Source organism: Thiomonas arsenitoxydans (assembly GCF_000253115.1).
Lineage (GTDB): Bacteria > Pseudomonadota > Gammaproteobacteria > Burkholderiales > Burkholderiaceae_C > Thiomonas > Thiomonas arsenitoxydans.
In genome coordinates, this window is the sequence record NC_014145.1 from 1,623,594 (window position 1) to 1,639,506 (window position 15,913).

The 15,913-nt window shown below is 63.5% G+C and carries 15 protein-coding genes; 10 read left to right on the forward strand and 5 right to left on the reverse strand.

Annotation, left to right across the window (positions count from 1 at the left end; translation table 11 throughout):
* Nucleotides 1-12: 12 nt before the first annotated feature.
* Complete coding sequence (locus THI_RS07445; RefSeq protein WP_013105641.1) at nt 13-819, forward strand: enoyl-CoA hydratase; 807 nt, start codon at nt 13-15, stop codon at nt 817-819.
* On the opposite strand, the gene THI_RS07450 is transcribed toward THI_RS07445, so the two are convergent.
* Nucleotides 808-1,668 carry a PP2C family protein-serine/threonine phosphatase gene (locus THI_RS07450; RefSeq protein ID WP_013105642.1) on the reverse strand — a complete coding sequence of 287 codons (861 nt, stop codon included), beginning with the start codon at nt 1,666-1,668 and terminating at the stop codon, nt 808-810. The genes THI_RS07445 and THI_RS07450 overlap by 12 nt on opposite strands.
* Before the next feature lie 136 nt (nt 1,669-1,804).
* Here THI_RS07450 and THI_RS07455 point away from each other — a divergent pair, with 136 nt between their 5' ends.
* Nucleotides 1,805-3,835 (forward strand): DNA repair helicase YoaA, encoded by a 2,031-nt coding sequence (locus THI_RS07455; protein ID WP_013105643.1) that lies wholly within the window; start codon nt 1,805-1,807, stop codon nt 3,833-3,835.
* A 7-nt stretch (nt 3,836-3,842) separates the two neighbouring features.
* On the opposite strand, the gene THI_RS07460 is transcribed toward THI_RS07455, so the two are convergent.
* A complete protein-coding gene (locus THI_RS07460; protein ID WP_013105644.1) occupies nt 3,843-4,664 on the reverse strand; it encodes an outer membrane protein assembly factor BamD in 822 nt (273 codons plus the stop codon).
* Nucleotides 4,665-4,722: 58 nt separating this feature from the next.
* On the opposite strand from THI_RS07460, the gene THI_RS07465 reads away from it, so the two are divergent.
* Complete coding sequence (locus tag THI_RS07465; RefSeq protein WP_013105645.1) at nt 4,723-5,751, forward strand: RluA family pseudouridine synthase; 1,029 nt, start codon at nt 4,723-4,725, stop codon at nt 5,749-5,751.
* Between the two features lie 23 nt (nt 5,752-5,774).
* Here THI_RS07465 and THI_RS07470 read toward each other — a convergent pair whose 3' ends face one another.
* On the reverse strand, nt 5,775-6,599 hold the full coding sequence (locus tag THI_RS07470) for a glycosyltransferase family 2 protein (protein WP_013105646.1): 825 nt from the start codon (nt 6,597-6,599) through the stop codon (nt 5,775-5,777).
* 152 nt (nt 6,600-6,751) lie between these two features.
* Here THI_RS07470 and pgeF point away from each other — a divergent pair, with 152 nt between their 5' ends.
* From pgeF to rimO, 6 genes are all read left to right on the forward strand, one after another.
* Nucleotides 6,752-7,591: a peptidoglycan editing factor PgeF gene (gene pgeF, locus THI_RS07475; RefSeq protein WP_013105647.1), complete on the forward strand. Its 840-nt coding sequence runs from the start codon at nt 6,752-6,754 to the stop codon at nt 7,589-7,591.
* Nucleotides 7,592-7,705: 114 nt separating this feature from the next.
* Entirely contained in the window at nt 7,706-9,439 is a 1,734-nt protein-coding gene (phaC, locus tag THI_RS07480; RefSeq protein WP_041608940.1) for a class I poly(R)-hydroxyalkanoic acid synthase, read from the forward strand.
* Nucleotides 9,440-9,499: 60 nt separating this feature from the next.
* Entirely contained in the window at nt 9,500-10,678 is a 1,179-nt protein-coding gene (locus tag THI_RS07485) for an acetyl-CoA C-acetyltransferase (RefSeq protein ID WP_013105649.1), read from the forward strand.
* Nucleotides 10,679-10,723: 45 nt separating this feature from the next.
* A complete protein-coding gene (gene phbB, locus THI_RS07490; protein WP_013105650.1) occupies nt 10,724-11,464 on the forward strand; it encodes an acetoacetyl-CoA reductase in 741 nt (246 codons plus the stop codon).
* Between the two features lie 125 nt (nt 11,465-11,589).
* A complete protein-coding gene (gene phaR, locus THI_RS07495) occupies nt 11,590-12,135 on the forward strand; it encodes a polyhydroxyalkanoate synthesis repressor PhaR (RefSeq protein ID WP_013105651.1) in 546 nt (181 codons plus the stop codon).
* A gap of 60 nt (nt 12,136-12,195) precedes the next feature.
* On the forward strand, nt 12,196-13,596 hold the full coding sequence (gene rimO / locus THI_RS07500) for a 30S ribosomal protein S12 methylthiotransferase RimO (protein WP_013105652.1): 1,401 nt from the start codon (nt 12,196-12,198) through the stop codon (nt 13,594-13,596).
* A 36-nt stretch (nt 13,597-13,632) separates the two neighbouring features.
* Here the strand turns inward: rimO and THI_RS07505 are convergent, their stop codons facing one another.
* Nucleotides 13,633-14,130, reverse strand: a complete 498-nt coding sequence (locus THI_RS07505; RefSeq protein ID WP_013105653.1) for a hypothetical protein — start codon at nt 14,128-14,130, stop codon at nt 13,633-13,635.
* 133 nt (nt 14,131-14,263) lie between these two features.
* Nucleotides 14,264-15,190 carry a sulfite exporter TauE/SafE family protein gene (locus tag THI_RS07510; RefSeq protein WP_231836444.1) on the reverse strand — a complete coding sequence of 309 codons (927 nt, stop codon included), beginning with the start codon at nt 15,188-15,190 and terminating at the stop codon, nt 14,264-14,266.
* 122 nt (nt 15,191-15,312) lie between these two features.
* Between THI_RS07510 and THI_RS07515 the strand changes: the two genes are divergently transcribed.
* Nucleotides 15,313-15,861: an acetate uptake transporter gene (locus THI_RS07515; RefSeq protein WP_013105655.1), complete on the forward strand. Its 549-nt coding sequence runs from the start codon at nt 15,313-15,315 to the stop codon at nt 15,859-15,861.
* Nucleotides 15,862-15,913 lie beyond the last annotated feature (52 nt).

The window sequence follows — 15,913 nt, forward strand, 5'->3', positions numbered from 1 at the left end:
AAGGAGACCGCCATGCCCAACCCCACGAACCCGACCGACGTCCTGCTGCATGAACGCGATGCGCGCGGCGTGGTTACCGTCACGCTCAACCGCCCGCAGGCGTTCAACGCCTTGTCGGAGGCTTTGCTCGATGCACTGCAGGCGCAGATCGACGCCTTGACGGAAGACGACGGCGCCCGCGTGGTCATCCTGCGCGGCGCAGGCCGAGCTTTTTGCGCCGGGCACGATCTCAAGGAAATGCGCGCCCAGCCCTCGCAGGCCTATTACCAGTCGCTCTTCGCTCGTTGCGGCAAGGTCATGACCGGATTGATGCGGCTGCCCCAGCCCGTCATCGCTCAGGTGCATGGCATCGCCACGGCGGCCGGCTGTCAGTTGGTGGCGAGTTGCGATCTGGCGGTGGCCAGCGCTGACGCGCGCTTTGCCGTCTCGGGCGTGAATTACGGGCTGTTCTGTTCCACGCCCGGCGTGGCGCTGGCGCGCAATCTGCCGCGCAAGCAGGCGATGGAAATGCTGCTCACCGGCGAGTTCATCGACGCCGCCACCGCGCAGCAGCGCGCCCTGATCAATCGCGTCGCCCCGGCCGATGCGTTGGAGGCTGAAGTGGAGCGACTGGTCGCCAGCATTCTGAACAAACCCGCCGCCGCGGTGCGCATGGGCAAGGCGCTGTTCTACCGCCAGGTCGAGACCGGCATCGATGCGGCTTACCAACTCGCGGCGCAGACCATGACCTGCAATATGCTCGACGACTGCGCGCTAGAAGGCGTGCAGGCCTTCATCGAAAAACGCGAACCGAGTTGGCGCGTGGCCTCAGGCGCCTGATGACGTACTTGATGTCTCACCCGGCGCGGGCAGCCGCGCCAACTCGATGACGATGAGGGACAGATTGTCGCCGCGGCCGCCGGCGCGGGTGCGGGCCTTGTCGATCAGGTACTGACAGCACTCGCGCGGCTGCAGTTTGGAGGTGGCGATTTCAAGATCCTGATCGGTGAAGTAGTGCCACACGCCGTCGCTGCACAGCATGAGCACATCACCCGGCATCAGCGGGCTTTCTTCCACCGGCTTGGACGGCAGCTCCGACATGCCCAGACTGCAGGTCAGCACATTGCTCATCGGATGGTTGCGGGCCTTGGCTTCGGTGATCTCGCCCTTGTCGACCAGGGTTTGCACATACGAGTCATCGGTGGTGCGCAGCAGCAGTCGACCGTTGCGGAAGATGTAGAGGCGGCTGTCGCCCACATGCGACCAGTAGCAGCGGCCTTCGTCGGCGTGAAACAGGGCGCAGACGATGGTGGAATGCGGCTCCTGCTCGGTGGACAGTGCTGTGAGCCGGATCATGCTGTGGCTTTCCTGCACGATCTGCTGCAGCAGCGCATGCGGATCGTCGCTGTCCGGGTGATAGCGCTCGAACAGTTGTTGTGCGGTGAGCATGACCTGATCGGCCGCTTTGCGTCCGCCGCTTTTTCCGCCCATGCCGTCGGCAATCACCGCCAGCACGCAGCCCTGCACGCGGGGGTGGGCAATGACCCGCAACTGATCCTGCTGATACGGCCGGTCGCCTTTGTGCAGGCCACTTGCCGCGCTTAACCGCCAGCGGGTACCCGCACGGTGCTGCACCGGCGTGGGCAGGGGCGGCAACCGGGACGGCGGGTAGTGATCGGTGGGATCCATAGAATCGGCGGCGATTCGGTGCAGAAGGCGGCTATGAGTGAGCGGATGAACAAACTGATGGAAAACACTAATTCTAGGGGGCGCGCATGTCCGCCTTCGCCACGCTGTGCGGCACTGGAATGTGCCCGCCATCGGCATGCGCGCTGATTCCCCGTCTTCGACGCCTCAGGCGCCAGAAACCTCCACAGCTTTGGCCGAGCATTGCGACGCGCTGTTTTCTCCCGGCAGTCCGCTGCAGGAGGAATTGCCGCAGTGGTCGGTGCGCGAGGGGCAGCGAGAGCTGGCGATGGCGGTGGCCGGGGCCATCGCCGACCGGGCCATCCTCATGGCGGAAGCCGGTACGGGCACGGGCAAAACGCTGGCTTATCTCGTGCCCGCGCTGCTGCATGGCGGGCGGGTGATCATTTCCACCGCGACCCGCAATCTGCAGGATCAGCTTTACAACAAGGATCTGCCCGCCGCACGCCGTGCGCTGGGCGCAGCGGTGAGTACCTGCGTGCTCAAAGGCCGCTCGAATTACGTCTGCCTCTACCGCCTGCAGCGCGCGGCGGAATGGGTGCACGGCCGCCATGCCCATACGCAATTGCGCCGCATCACGCAGTTCGCCAAAAGCGATGCGCGTGGCGATCTGTCGGCGCTGTCGGGGCTGGAAGAAAACTCCGCGCTTAACTTTCTCCTCACCTCCACCACCGACAACTGCCTCGGGGCCGACTGCCCTGACTACAAAGCCTGTTTTGTGATGAAGGCGCGCCGCGAGGCCTTGGCTTCCGACGTGGTCATCATCAATCACCATCTGTTTTTCGCAGATCTGGCGTTGCGCGGTGAAGGCGTGGCCGAATTGCTGCCGACCGCAGACACGCTGATTCTCGACGAGGCGCATCAGCTTGCCGAAATCGGGGTGCAATTCCTCGGCGCGCGCTGCGGTACGGCGCAGGTGGTCGATCTCAGCCGGGACGTGCTGGCCGGCGGCCTGCAACATGCCAAAGGCCTGGCCGACTGGCAGACCTTGAGCGGTGCACTGGAGCGCGCAGCGCGCGATCTGCGCCTGGCCGCACCGCAAAACCCCGGGCGTCTGAGTCAGCCCCAGGTGCTCGATCTGCCCGGCTGGGACGTGGCCTTGCACGATCTCCAGGCGCAACTGGCGCATACCGCGGAGGTGCTGTCGGCCCATGTCGAGGCGGCGGCTGAGTTCGAGCGGCTGATGGATCGCTGCACCGCCTTGCACCAGGCCTTTTCAAGTTGGCAGGCCGCACCTGACCCCGAACAGACCGACGCGCCGCCACAGGTGCGCTGGGCCGACGTGGGCAGCGCGCATCTGCGGTTGCAAGCCGCGCCCTTGTCCATCGCACCGGCGTTTGCCGCCCTGGTGGCCCAACGCAGTCAGGCCTGGATTTTCACCTCGGCGACCTTGAGCGTGGGCGGCAGCTTTCGCCACGCTCGCGCCGCGCTGGGGTTGACGCCGGAGCAGGGCGGCTGTGCGCCGGTGGAAGGCGGGGCGGCGCCGCGTTGCCGCGAATTGCGAGTGGCCAGCCCGTTCGACTATGCCGAGCAAGGGCGCTTGCTGGTGCCGCAAGACCTGCCGCTGCCCAATCAGCCGGGCCATTCGGAATCGGTGGGGGCGCTCGCCGCCCAGCTTGCCATGGGCAATACCGGCGGCACGTTCGTGCTCACCACCACGCTGCGGGCGGCGAAGATCATCGCGCAAACCCTGCGCGCGCTGCTGCCCGGCAGGGCGGTGCTGGAACAGTTCGACGAATCGAAAGCCGCCTTGCTGGCCCGCTTCGCCAGCACGCCGCAGGCGGTGCTGGTGGGTAGTCAGAGTTTTTGGGAGGGCGTCGATCTGCCCGGTGACCGACTGACCCTGGTGATCATCGACAAACTACCGTTCGCCCCGCCCGACGACCCGCTCACCGCCGCACGGCTCAAGCAGATCGAGGCCGAAGGGCGCAGCGGCTTTACCGACTACAGCATGCCCCAGGCCGCACTCTCGCTGCAGCAAGGGGCGGGCCGGTTGATCCGCACCGAAAGCGATCGGGGGGTTCTGGTGGTGTGCGACCGGCGCCTGACGGCGACCGGCTGGGGGCGACAACTTCTGACGAGCCTGCCGCCCTTCACGCGCGTGAGCCAAACCGCAGAGGCTCAGGCGTTTTTGCAAGGAACGAAGTGAATCAGGCTTACCAGAGCTTCCAGAACGGATCGTCGCGCTTGGGCAGGCCTTCGGTGAGGTAGGTGCTCTGCGGGTAGTTCAGCTTGAGCACGCGCTCGGCGTCGTCGCGTAGTTGGGTCATGCCCAGTTTGCCGTAGGCATCGACCAGTATCGCCAGGGCGAGTTGATTGGCCGGCGCGTCCTGGTAGTGCTCGATGGCGCGTTGCGCGCGGTCGGCCGCGGCGACATAGGCCCCGCGGCGGTAATAGAACAGCGCGACATGCGTCTCATACTCGGCCAGCGAGTTCACGATGTAGCGCATGCGCTGGCGGGCGTCGGGCGCGTACTTGCTCTCAGGAAAACGGGTGACGAGTTCCTTGAAGCTCTCGAACGACTGCTTGGCCGCAGCCTGATCGCGCTCGTACAACTTCTGGTCGGACAGGAAGGAGAACCAGCCCTGATTGGTGTTGAAGTTGATCAGGCCCTTAAGGTAGAGCACATAGTCGGTGTAGGGGTTGTTGGGGTAGAGCTTGAGAAAGCGGTCGGCGGCGGCCAGGGCCTGCGCCCGCTCGCCCTGCTTGTAGTTGCCGTAGGCGATCTCGATCAGCGCCTGCTGCGCCAACAGCCCGTAGGGGTAGCGCGACTCGAGCTTCTCGTACAGCTTCACACCCTTGTCGGTGTTGCCGCTGTTCATTTCGTCCTTGGCCTCTGCATACAATTTGGCCGACGACCAGCCCAGGGTTTCGTCTTTCGACGGCGTGGAGGCACAGCCTGCAAGGCCCAGCAGCACGACTGCCGCCGCAGCGCCCAACAACCGCAACGTCCAGAGACGGTACAACGCAACACGCATATCAATCGCCCAGGGTGGTGTAAAGCTTGCAGATTATAGGGAGCCTCGCTTCCCCCTCATGACCGATCTCTCTCCACATGCTTCGCCCTCTGCGGTCGACGGCGATTTCGCCGATCTCGACGAAGACAGCGCCGCTGACGATTCGACGGTGCTCGAAGCCGTCGTCCCCGAGGCCGACGCCGGGCAGCGGCTCGACAAAGTACTTGCCGCGCAGTTTTCGCAATATTCCCGCAGCCGCCTGCAGCAGTGGTGCGAAGCGGGGCTGGTGCGCATGGGCGCTCAGGTGGCTGGCGTGCGCGACAAGGCCCGCGCGGGCGAAACCCTGCGCATCGCTGTGCCCGCATTGCCTGAAGACACCGCCTTCGCACCCGAAGACTTGCCACTCAACGTGGTGTTCGAAGATGCCGATCTGGCCGTGCTCAACAAACCGGCGGGGCTGGTGGTGCATCCGGCCGCGGGCAACTGGAGCGGCACCCTACTCAACGGCTTGCTGGCCCGCTACCCCGAGACGGCAGGGCTGCCGCGAGCGGGCATCGTTCACCGTCTCGACAAAGACACCAGCGGGCTGATGGTGACGGCGCGTACGCTGGAGGCGCAGACCGAGTTGGTGCGCCGGTTACAGGCGCGCACCATCCACCGCCAATATCTCGCGCTGGCCTGGGGCTCGGTCAGCCGCGCATTCAACGTGGAGGCGCCCATTGGCCGTCACCCGCGCGATCGTCTGCGCATGGCGGTGGTGCATGGCGGCAAACCTGCCCGTACCGATTTCACCCCGCTGGCCGAACTCGACACCCGCTGGGGGCCGCTGACGGCGCTGCGCTGCAAGCTGCACAGCGGGCGCACGCATCAGATTCGGGTGCATCTGCAGTTTGCCAAGCTGGAGATGGTGGCCGATTCGGTTTATGGCGGGCGCTTGCGGCCCGATCTGCCGCTGCAGCGGCAGGCGCTGCATGCCGCGCGGCTGGCGTTTGCCCATCCCCTGAACGACAAGCCGATGGATTTCATCGCTCCCATTCCGGACGATATAGCGAGTTTCTGGGACGCCTGCGGCGGTGAGATGGATGAGATCGATCCGCAGGGCTGGTGAGCGCTGCCCTATCTTTGCACGCGTCAGGGGGATATAGCCCGGACGAACTGCTCGAAATGCAGCCCGGGCTCTTGCTGCCAGGCCTGCAGATAGGCCGCGTTGAGCCGCCGTTTGCGGTGCAGACACGCAGCCAACGTCGCGGTTTCGCCCGAGGCCGGCGACAGGCGCGACAACATCTGCGCGTAGGCCCGCTCGGCCCGGTGGCTGGCAGAGGGCATGTGATGCGTGGCCGAATCGGGGCGAATGCGGTAGTGCATCAAGGGTTGCGGATGCACGAACAGACCACCGGCGTTGACCACGGCAACGTGGTTGAACAACAGGTCTTCGGCGAAATCGAGCTCTTCATCCCAGGTGTGGGTGATGCAATCGCGGCGGTACACCGGGCAGAACCCACCGTCGATCAGCAGGCTGTCCTGCGGCGAGAGGTGTCCGTGTTTTGGCAATACCGGGGTCAGCTTCGGCGTGCCTGGCGCGTCGAGGGCGGTGATCGCCATGCGGCAAACCGCGGCGCCGTGGGCTACGGCCAAAGGGAGCAAGGCGGCGGCGCGGCCGGGCAGCCAGAGATCGTCCGCATCCAGAAACGAGATGAAATCGCCGCTGGCGCGATTCAGTCCGATATTGCGCGCTGCCGACGGCCCTGCCGCGATGCGTCCTGTCGTGGCGGAAAGGCACTCCAGAGTTTGTCGGCGGGCAGCGGTGAAGTGGTGGGCATAGTCGGTGCCGTCATCCGCAACCACGATGACTTCGAGGGCGAGCCCGTCTGGCTGCTGCTGCGCCGCCAGCGAATCCAGCGCATCGCCGATGAAGGCGTGCGACCGATGGGCGGGAATGATGACGGAAAGGCGCATCGCAGGGTAGAAGGCTCGGGACTGAAACGGGTTGTACGCTTTCACTATAAATTGCGCACCCAGCCCACAGGCTGCGGACTCTGCCGACCGCAGCAGATTGATACACCCCTTACCCTTTTTCCGGGCCCGGCTTGCCGCCGGCCTCACACGCCATGCTCCACACGCCTGTTCTGACGGACTTCAGCCCCGACAACCTCGCTGCACCTACGGCGCAAGCGCCTTGGCTGCAAGTCGCCTGGCCTGGAAACCCGCGGGTGCGCGCGGTGTTCACCAGCTGCGCCGGGGGCGTGAGTGTCGCGGCCTATGGCTGCGCGCAAAGCACTCTGGGCGGTGGAATGAATCTGGGCAACCATGTCGGCGACGATCCGGCCGCCGTTTCGCAGAACCGCAGGCTGCTCAGCGACGCGCTGGGCGGCGCACTGCCTCGCTATTTGCAGCAGGTGCACGGCATCGCGGTGGCCGATCTCGATCAGTTCCATGACGACGACCCGGAACCCGTGGCGGACGCGGCCTGCACTTCGCAGCGCGGCGTTGCGGCCACGGTGCTGGTCGCCGATTGTCTGCCGGTGTTGTTTGCCGCACCTGGGGGCAAGGCGGTGGCCGCCGCGCATGCCGGGTGGCGCGGCCTGGCGGGTGGCGTGCTCGAAGCCAGCGTTCAGGCCGTCTGCGACCGCGCCGGTTGCCCTGCGGCCGAAGTGCAGGCCGTGCTGGGCCCGGCGATCGGGCCCGGGGCGTTCGAGGTGGGTGATGAGGTGAGAGCGGCTTTTGTCAATCGTCATCCGCAGACAGCCGTCGCGTTTTTGCCGGGCCAGCCGGGAAAATGGTGGGCCGACCTCTGGCAGCTTGCGCGCATCCGCCTGCAGGCGGCGGGCCTGTCGGCCGAGCATATTGCGGGCGGCGGTCTTTGCACCTTTGGCCTTGCCCAGCGGTTTTACTCCTACCGCCGCCAACCGGTTACTGGGCGGCAGGCCGGCTGCATCTGGGTGGAGTAGGGTGGTTTCCGCATCGTGGAAGCGCCGTTGACACGGCCTGCGGCCTGTTCAAGAATGCCGTGGCCTGCCGCCTTTGCGGATGGGCTCGCTCCCTTCCCCGTCCCACCCAACCCCATGGCCCAAAACACTTCGACCGGCTCCGCCGCGCCGCCTTTTTTTTCGGGACAGACCGATCCTTGGGCCGCATGGGCCGACATGCAGCCGATGTGGACTTCGCTGCTTTCAGGCGCGGCAAAGGGGCAACCCGTCCTGTTCGAGCCCTCGCGGCTGCAGGCGCTGCAACAACGCTACGTTGACGAGTTTCGCCAGTTGTGGAGCGGTCTGCTGGAGGCGGACGCGGCCAACACATCCGCTCCGCCGGAAAATGATCGGCGTTTCTCCCACAACACCTGGGCAGAGAGCCACATTTCCCGCTACACCGCGGCGCTCTATCTACTGGGCGCGCGGGCCCTGTTCGATTTGGCCGAAAACGTGCAGGCCGACGAGACGACGCGGCAGAAGCTGCGCTTCGCGGTGCAGCAGTGGGTCGATGCGGCGGCGCCGTCCAACTTTCTGGCGCTCAATCCCGAGGCCCTTGAGAAAGCGGTGCAGACGCAGGGGGAAAGCCTGCGCGCCGGCGTAGAAAATTGGCTCAAGGACCTGAAACAGGGTCGAATGACGCAGACCGATGAATCGGTTTTCGAGGTGGGCCGCAACGTGGCAACTACCGCAGGCCAGGTGGTGTTTGAAAACGATTTGTTCCAGCTCATCGAGTACACCCCGCTGACCGAGCGCGTGCATGCGCGGCCGCTGCTGTTCGTGCCGCCTTCGATCAACAAGTACTACATCCTCGATCTGCAGCCCGACAACTCGCTGGTGCGGTTTGCGGTCGAGCAGGGGCACCGGACTTTCGTCGTGTCGTGGCGCAACCCGGACGCCAGCATGGGCCACCTGACCTGGGACGATTATGTGCAGGACGGCGTGATTCGCGCCATGGAGGTGGTGCGCGACATCGCGGCGCAGGGCAGCGATGGCACCATCAATACCCTGGGGTTCTGCGTAGGCGGCACCCTGCTGGCCAACGCGCTGGCGGTGCTGCAGGCGCGGGGCGAACAGTTCGCCCATAGCGCGACCCTGCTGACCACGATGGTCGATTTCACCGATACAGGCATTCTGAGCGTTTACGTCGATGAAGCCTCGGTGGCCCTGCGCGAAGCCACGCTGGGCAAGGGCGGGCTGATGACCGGGCGTGAACTGGCCTCGGCTTTTTCCAGCTTGCGACCGAACGATCTGGTGTGGAATTACGTCGTCGGCAATTACCTCAAGGGCGAAACGCCGCCGCCGTTCGATCTGCTGTACTGGAATTCCGATTCGACCAATCTGCCGGGGCCGCTGTTTGCCTGGTATCTGCGCAACACCTATCTCGAAAACAAGATGCGCCAGCCCGGCGCGCTCACCGTGGCCGGGGTGCCGCTGAACCTGCAGGCGGTGAAGCTGCCGACCTATGTGTACGCCTCGCGTGAAGATCACATCGTGCCGTGGAAAACCGCGTATGAAACCACGCGCATCCTCGGCGGGCCGATGCGCTTCGTGCTGGGCGCTTCGGGGCATATCGCCGGGGTCATCAACCCGGCCAAGCGCAATAAGCGCAGCCACTGGACTTCGCCCGCCAGCCAGCGCAAACTGCCAGCGCAAGCGCAAGCCTGGTTCGACGTCGCAACAGAGCATCCGGGAAGCTGGTGGACCGACTGGGCGCAGTGGCTGGCGAAACAGGCCGGGCCGGAAGTCGCCGCGCCGAAAAAACCCGGCAACGCACGCTACAAGCCGATCGAGCCCGCGCCCGGGCGCTACGTCAAGGTGCGGGCCTGATGCTCTGCAAGCGGTCTTTTATTTTTGTATTCGTCATCTCACTCAAAAGGAAATTCGATCATGACTGATATCGTCATCGTGTCCGCCGTGCGCACGGCGGTGGGGAAATTCGGCGGTGCGCTGGCGAAAGTGTCGGCGGTCGATCTGGGCGCTCTGGTCATCAAGGAGGCGGTCGCGCGCGCCAAGCTGGAGCCAGGGCAAGTGTCCGAGGTCATCTTCGGGCAAGTACTGCAAGCGGGCTGTGGACAGAATCCAGCGCGTCAGTCCAGCATCAAGGCAGGGTTGCCGGACATGGTGCCCGCGATGACCATCAACAAAGTCTGTGGCTCCGGCCTGAAGGCCGTGATGCTGGCCGCCCAGGCGATTCGCGATGGCGATGCCGACATTGTGGTGGCGGGCGGGCAAGAGAGCATGAGCGCCTCGCCGCATGTGCTGCCGGGCTCGCGCGACGGTCAGCGCATGGGCGACTGGAAGATGATCGACACCATGATCGTCGATGGCCTGTGGGATGCGTTCAATCAGTACCACATGGGCACCACGGCCGAGAACGTGGCAAAGAAATACGGCATCACCCGCGAAATGCAGGATGCTTTCGCCGCAGCCAGCCAGAACAAGGCCGAGGCGGCGCAAAAAGCCGGGCGCTTCACCGATGAAATCGTGCCGGTGATGCTGCCGCAGAGAAAAGGCGACCCCATCGCGTTTGCCAACGACGAGTTCGTGCGGCATGGCGTGACGGCAGAGAGTCTCGGCGGGCTGCGTCCGGCATTCGACAAGGGCGGCACGGTCACCGCGGGCAATGCCTCGGGCCTCAACGACGGTGCTGCGGCGGTGGTGGTGATGTCGGCCCGGCGCGCCGCTGAGCTCGGCCTCAAGCCGCTGGCGACCATCCGGGCCTATGCCAACGCGGGTCTCGATCCGGCCTATATGGGCATGGGGCCGGTGCCGTCTTCCACCCGCTGTCTGTCGCGCGCAGGGTGGACGCCGCAGGAACTCGATCTCATGGAGATCAACGAGGCGTTTGCCGCGCAGGCCATCGCGGTGAATCAACAGATGGGCTGGGATACCGCCAAGGTCAACGTCAACGGCGGCGCTATTGCCATCGGCCACCCCATCGGCGCCAGTGGTTGCCGCATTCTGGTGACTTTGCTGCACGAGATGAACAAGCGCGATGCGAAAAAGGGCCTGGCCTCGCTGTGCATCGGCGGCGGCATGGGCGTGGCCATGGCGCTGGAGCGTTGAACCACCGCAGATTGATCAAACTGAAACCAAAACGAGGAGAACAAAATGAGCAAAAAAGTGGCTTATGTCACGGGTGGTATGGGCGGTATCGGCACCGGCATCTGCAAACGGCTGTGCGAGGCAGGGCACAAGGTCATCGCAGGCTGCGGCCCCAATTCCAGCCGCAAGGAGAGTTGGCTGGAAACCATGCGCTCGCAGGGCTTCGATGTCTATGCCTCCGAGGGCAATGTGGCCGACTGGGACTCGACTCAGGCGGCCTTTCAGAAAGTATTCGCCGAGCACGGAAAGGTGGACATTCTGGTGAACAACGCCGGCATCACCCGCGACTCCGTACTGCGCAAAATGAGCTACGAAGATTGGGATCTGGTGCTGCGAACCAATCTCTACTCCATGTTCAATGTGACCAAGCAGGTGATCGACGGCATGGTCGAGCGGGGCTGGGGCCGCATCATCAACATCGCGTCGGTGAATGGCGAAAAAGGCCAGTTCGGCCAGACCAATTACGCCGCGGCCAAAGCGGGCATGCATGGTTTCGCCATGTCGCTGGCGCTGGAAGTGGCCTCCAAAGGGGTGACGGTCAACACGGTGTCGCCGGGCTACATCCTGACCGATATGGTCAAGGCCATCCGGCAGGACGTGCTCGACAAGATCGTGTCTTCCATTCCGGTCAAGCGTCTGGGTACACCCGAAGAGATCGCCTCCATCGTGGTCTGGCTGGCCAGCGAGGACGCCGGGTTCACCACCGGTGCCGAATTCAGTTGCAACGGCGGGCTGCACATGAGCTGAAGCGCGATGCTGCGGTGCGGGAAAGCCTCGGTGGCGCTCGCCGGGGAATATGGTTCAATCCGCAAATCTTTTGCCTGTGCACCTTCGCTTTTTCCGACCGCTTTTGCCGACTGCATTCCACCGCCATGCCCAAGTCCGATATTCCTCTGCGCATCATCAAAAAGTACCCCAACCGCCGTCTTTACGACAGCGAGGCGAGCGCCTACATCACCCTAAGCGATGTCAAACAACTGGTGATGGACGGGGTGCGCTTTGTGGTGCAGGACGCCAAGACCGGCGAAGATCTCACCCGCAGCATCTTGCTGCAGATCATTCTGGAAGAAGAGAGCGGCGGCGTGCCCATGTTCAGCTCGGTCATGCTTGAGCAGATCATCCGCTTCTACGGCCACGCCATGCAGGGCATGATGGGCAGCTATCTGGAAAAGAATGTGCAGGCGTTCATCGACATTCAGAACAAGCTCGCCGAGCAGTCGCGCGGCGTGTATGACAACGCAGCCGTCAACCCCGAGGCGTGGACCCAGTTTCTCAACGTGCAAAGCCCTATGTTGCAAAACATGATGGGCAATTACCTCGAGCAGAGCAAGAACCTCTACATGCAGATGCAAGAACAGATGCAGGAGCAGGCCAAGCAGATGCTGGGCGCCTTTCAGCCGCCTGCGCCCAAGAAATGAAGCCTCTGGTGAGCTGAGAGGGTGTGAATAAATCCGCCTGGCTTCAGCGACAATGTCGGGATGGAAACATCCCTCACGCCAACATCGCCTGCCGCAGCCGCGGCGCCAAAAATCGGTTTTGTCTCGCTCGGCTGCCCCAAGGCGCTGGTGGATTCCGAGCGCATCCTGACCGAACTGCGCGCACAAGGATATGACACCTCCAAGAGTTATGCGGGGGCGGATCTGGTCATCGTCAACACTTGCGGCTTCATCGACGCCGCAGTACAAGAAAGTCTCGACGCCATCGGCGAGGCCTTGGCCGAAAACGGCAAAGTGATCGTGACCGGCTGCCTGGGCGCGCGCAACGATGCGGCCACGGGCAACAACCTGGTGCGCGAAGTGCACCCCAAGGTGCTCGCCGTTACCGGGCCGCACGCGACCGACGAGGTGCTGCAGCATGTGCACGCCGTCTTGCCCAAGCCGCACGATCCCTTTGTCGATCTCGTGCCGCCAGCGGGCATCAAACTCACGCCCAAGCATTACGCCTATCTCAAAATCAGCGAGGGCTGCAACCATCGCTGTACCTTCTGCATCATCCCAGCGATGCGGGGCGATCTGGTGTCGCGCCCGATCGGAGAGGTCTTGAGCGAGGCGCGTGCGCTGTTCGCGTCGGGTGTGAAAGAACTGCTGGTGGTCAGTCAGGACACTTCGGCCTATGGGGTCGATGTGAAGTACCGCACAGGCTTTTGGGACGGTCGGCCGATTCGCACTCGCATGACCGAACTGGTCGATGCGCTGGGCAGTCTGGCCGCCGAGCATGACGCCTGGGTGCGTCTGCACTACGTCTATCCCTATCCGCATGTGGATGAAGTGTTGCCGCTAATGGCGCAGGGGCGCATCCTGCCCTATCTGGACGTGCCTTTGCAGCACGCCCACCCTGACGTGCTCAGACGCATGAAGCGCCCGGCTAGTGGCGAACGCAACCTCGAACGCATCGCCCGCTGGCGCGAGATTTGCCCCGAACTGGTGGTGCGCTCAACCTTCATCGCGGGTTTTCCGGGCGAGACAGAAGCGGAATTCCAGACCCTGCTCGATTTCATCCGCGAGGCAGAGCTCGACCGCGTGGGCTGCTTCGCCTATTCGCCGGTGGAGGGGGCGACCGCCAACGCGCTGGCCGATCCGGTGCCCGAAGCGCTGCGAGAAGAGCGCCGCGCCCGCTTCATGGCCGTGGCTGAAGAGGTATCCACCCGCAAACTGCACAAGCGGGTGGGACAGGTGATGCGGGTGTTGGTCGATCAGGCAAGCCGCGAGGGGGGAGTGGGCAGAACCTTCGCCGATGCGCCCGAAATCGACGGTAAAGTGCATTTGCTGCCGCCCGATAAACCCTCGACCATAATGCGCCTGGCACAAAGCGGCGGCCAGTTCGTGCGCGCCCGCATCGTGCGCACCGACGGTCACGACCTGGTGGGTGAATTGGTCTGAGCCGCTCCGGGGCCGGGCGGCGCCCGGCCTCTAGATTTACTGCGAGCCGATGGCGGCCTTGAGCGCGGCTACATCGCGCGCAAAGCCGATGTGTGTAATCTTGCCCTGGCGAACCTGCATGACAGTCACCGCCTCTTTTTCGTGCTGCATGAAGGCAGCCTGTTCTGCCTTGCTGGCCAGCAGGATGGAGTAAGGGCGTTTGCGCATTTTGGGCAGAGCGAAGGTCTGGGTGACAAACCCCGGCATGCCGCTGATATCCGCGAGGAACACGATGCCCTGTTTGTGCATCGCTTCGACGCCCAAGGCCGTCAGGTAGTCGTTGACCACGTCGGAGGGGGCCTTTTCCACCGCGAACAACACGACCCGGGTATCAGCACCCGGAAAGTCTTCCATCTTTCCGTGCTGATTCTCGAATTGCGTCTGGGGCAGGGTGCCTCCCACGCCTAGCGGTGAAGCCAAGGCTAGCGCTGGCGAGGCGCTGGAGCCCAATACGGCGGCGACTAGCGCGGCGGATAGAAAGGTACGGCGTTGCATTCGATCTCCTGTAAACGAATGCAACATCAGAACAGATCGAAGGCCGGAGGTTCCACCCCGATCGAGATCCTCGACCTGCCCGATTGCGGCTGGTCAAAACCTGATGGCCTGATGCCGACCATCCGACCTGAATTTAGAGATGGATGCCGAAGGCCGACATGTTTTTGTAGATCATGTAAGCCGCCACCACGGCCACCAGCGCCGCAAAAATCAGGTTGAGCGTGCCTTTGCTGCTCTTACCCAAGTGGGTGGCCAGTCGTGCGCCGAACACACCGCCCGCAATGCCCCCGGCGATATATAGCCCCGCGACCGTCCAGTCGAGCAGGCCGGAACTCGCATAGTTCACCGCCGTGGTCAGGCCGAATGTGCCTTCCGAGAACAGCGAGGAACCCACCGCCGCCAGCATGGGCATGCCGGTTGCGAACACCAGGCCCGGCACGATGAGAAAACCGCCGCCAATACCGAAGAAACCCGAGAGCGTGCCGACGATGGCCGCGGATACCACCAATTTCCACATCGAAAACTGACCGGGATTTCCTTCCATTTCGCCGGGTTTGACCTTCTTCGGGCGAATCATCAAGGCGGCGATGACCAGCATCAGAATGGCGAAAAGGAATAGCAGCTTTTTGCCGTCGACCGCCTTGCCCAAAGTAGAACCTATATACGCCGCAATGGCGCCGATGATGGCAAAGATCACCGCTTCTTTCCAACGCACATTGCCCGCGCGTGCGTGCGGAATCAGATTCAAGTAGGCGTTGATCGATACCGCCAGCGCCGTCGTGCCAATCACGACGTGGGGATTGGGATAACCCACCAGATAGAGCAAGAGCGGCACCGCGAGGATGGAGCCGCCTCCGCCGATCAGGCCGAGCGTAAAACCGACTGCCACGCCAGAAACGACGGACAGGATGTGTTGGGTCAGGGTCAGGTCTGCGAGCATGATGGCGACAGCATATAAGAACAGTCTTATGAGTTCTGTGAGGATTTGTGCTGATTTGTGGCGAGGCGATGATTTACGTCTTTCGGAAGTGACCCGGGTGACGAGGTGTAAAGCCTGCACGAAGTTTGTGACATGTAGGCGACCCGTCAGGCAGATTGTCGAAGCTTCGCGCGGACTGGCAATGCGCCAGCCACCACGGCGAAATCATCGCTGTGTTCCCTGAAAACAACGAGGAGATTGAAATGGCTGAGAAAAAAGCGATCAACCCGGCGCCATTAGGCCTATCCGGATTTGCCTTGACCACGTGGTTGCTGAGCATGGTGAATGCCGGCTGGTTCCCCGGCGCGGATGTGCCGATGGTGCTGGCCGCCGCCTTTGCATTCGGTGGAACGGCGCAGTTTGTTGCGGGTGTGGCGGAGGGCTTCGTTGGCAACGGCTTTGGCTTTGTGGCGTTCTGCGGATACGGCGCGTTCTGGTGGAGCTTCGCCCTGTTCGTCGACTTTTTCGCCAAGGGCGTTGGCGGCCCGTTCGTCGGCTGGTATCTGCTGCTCTGGGGTGTTTTCACCACTTATCTGTGGATTGCCACCTGGAAAAAAGGTCGCGCCCTGATGCTGGTTTTCACGGCGCTGGTTCCCACCTTCTATCTGCTGGCTGCGGGCGCATTGACCGGCAACAGTGGCTTGACCGTATTCGGGGGCTATCTGGGACTGATTACGGCGGCACTGGCGTTTTATCTCGCAGGGGCCGAAGTCATCAACGAGGCTTGGGGGCGCGTGGTATTGCCGGTTTGACGATCTGTTGAGGGGATGTGGCAGGCCCATGCTTGATACAACCGGCGCTGCA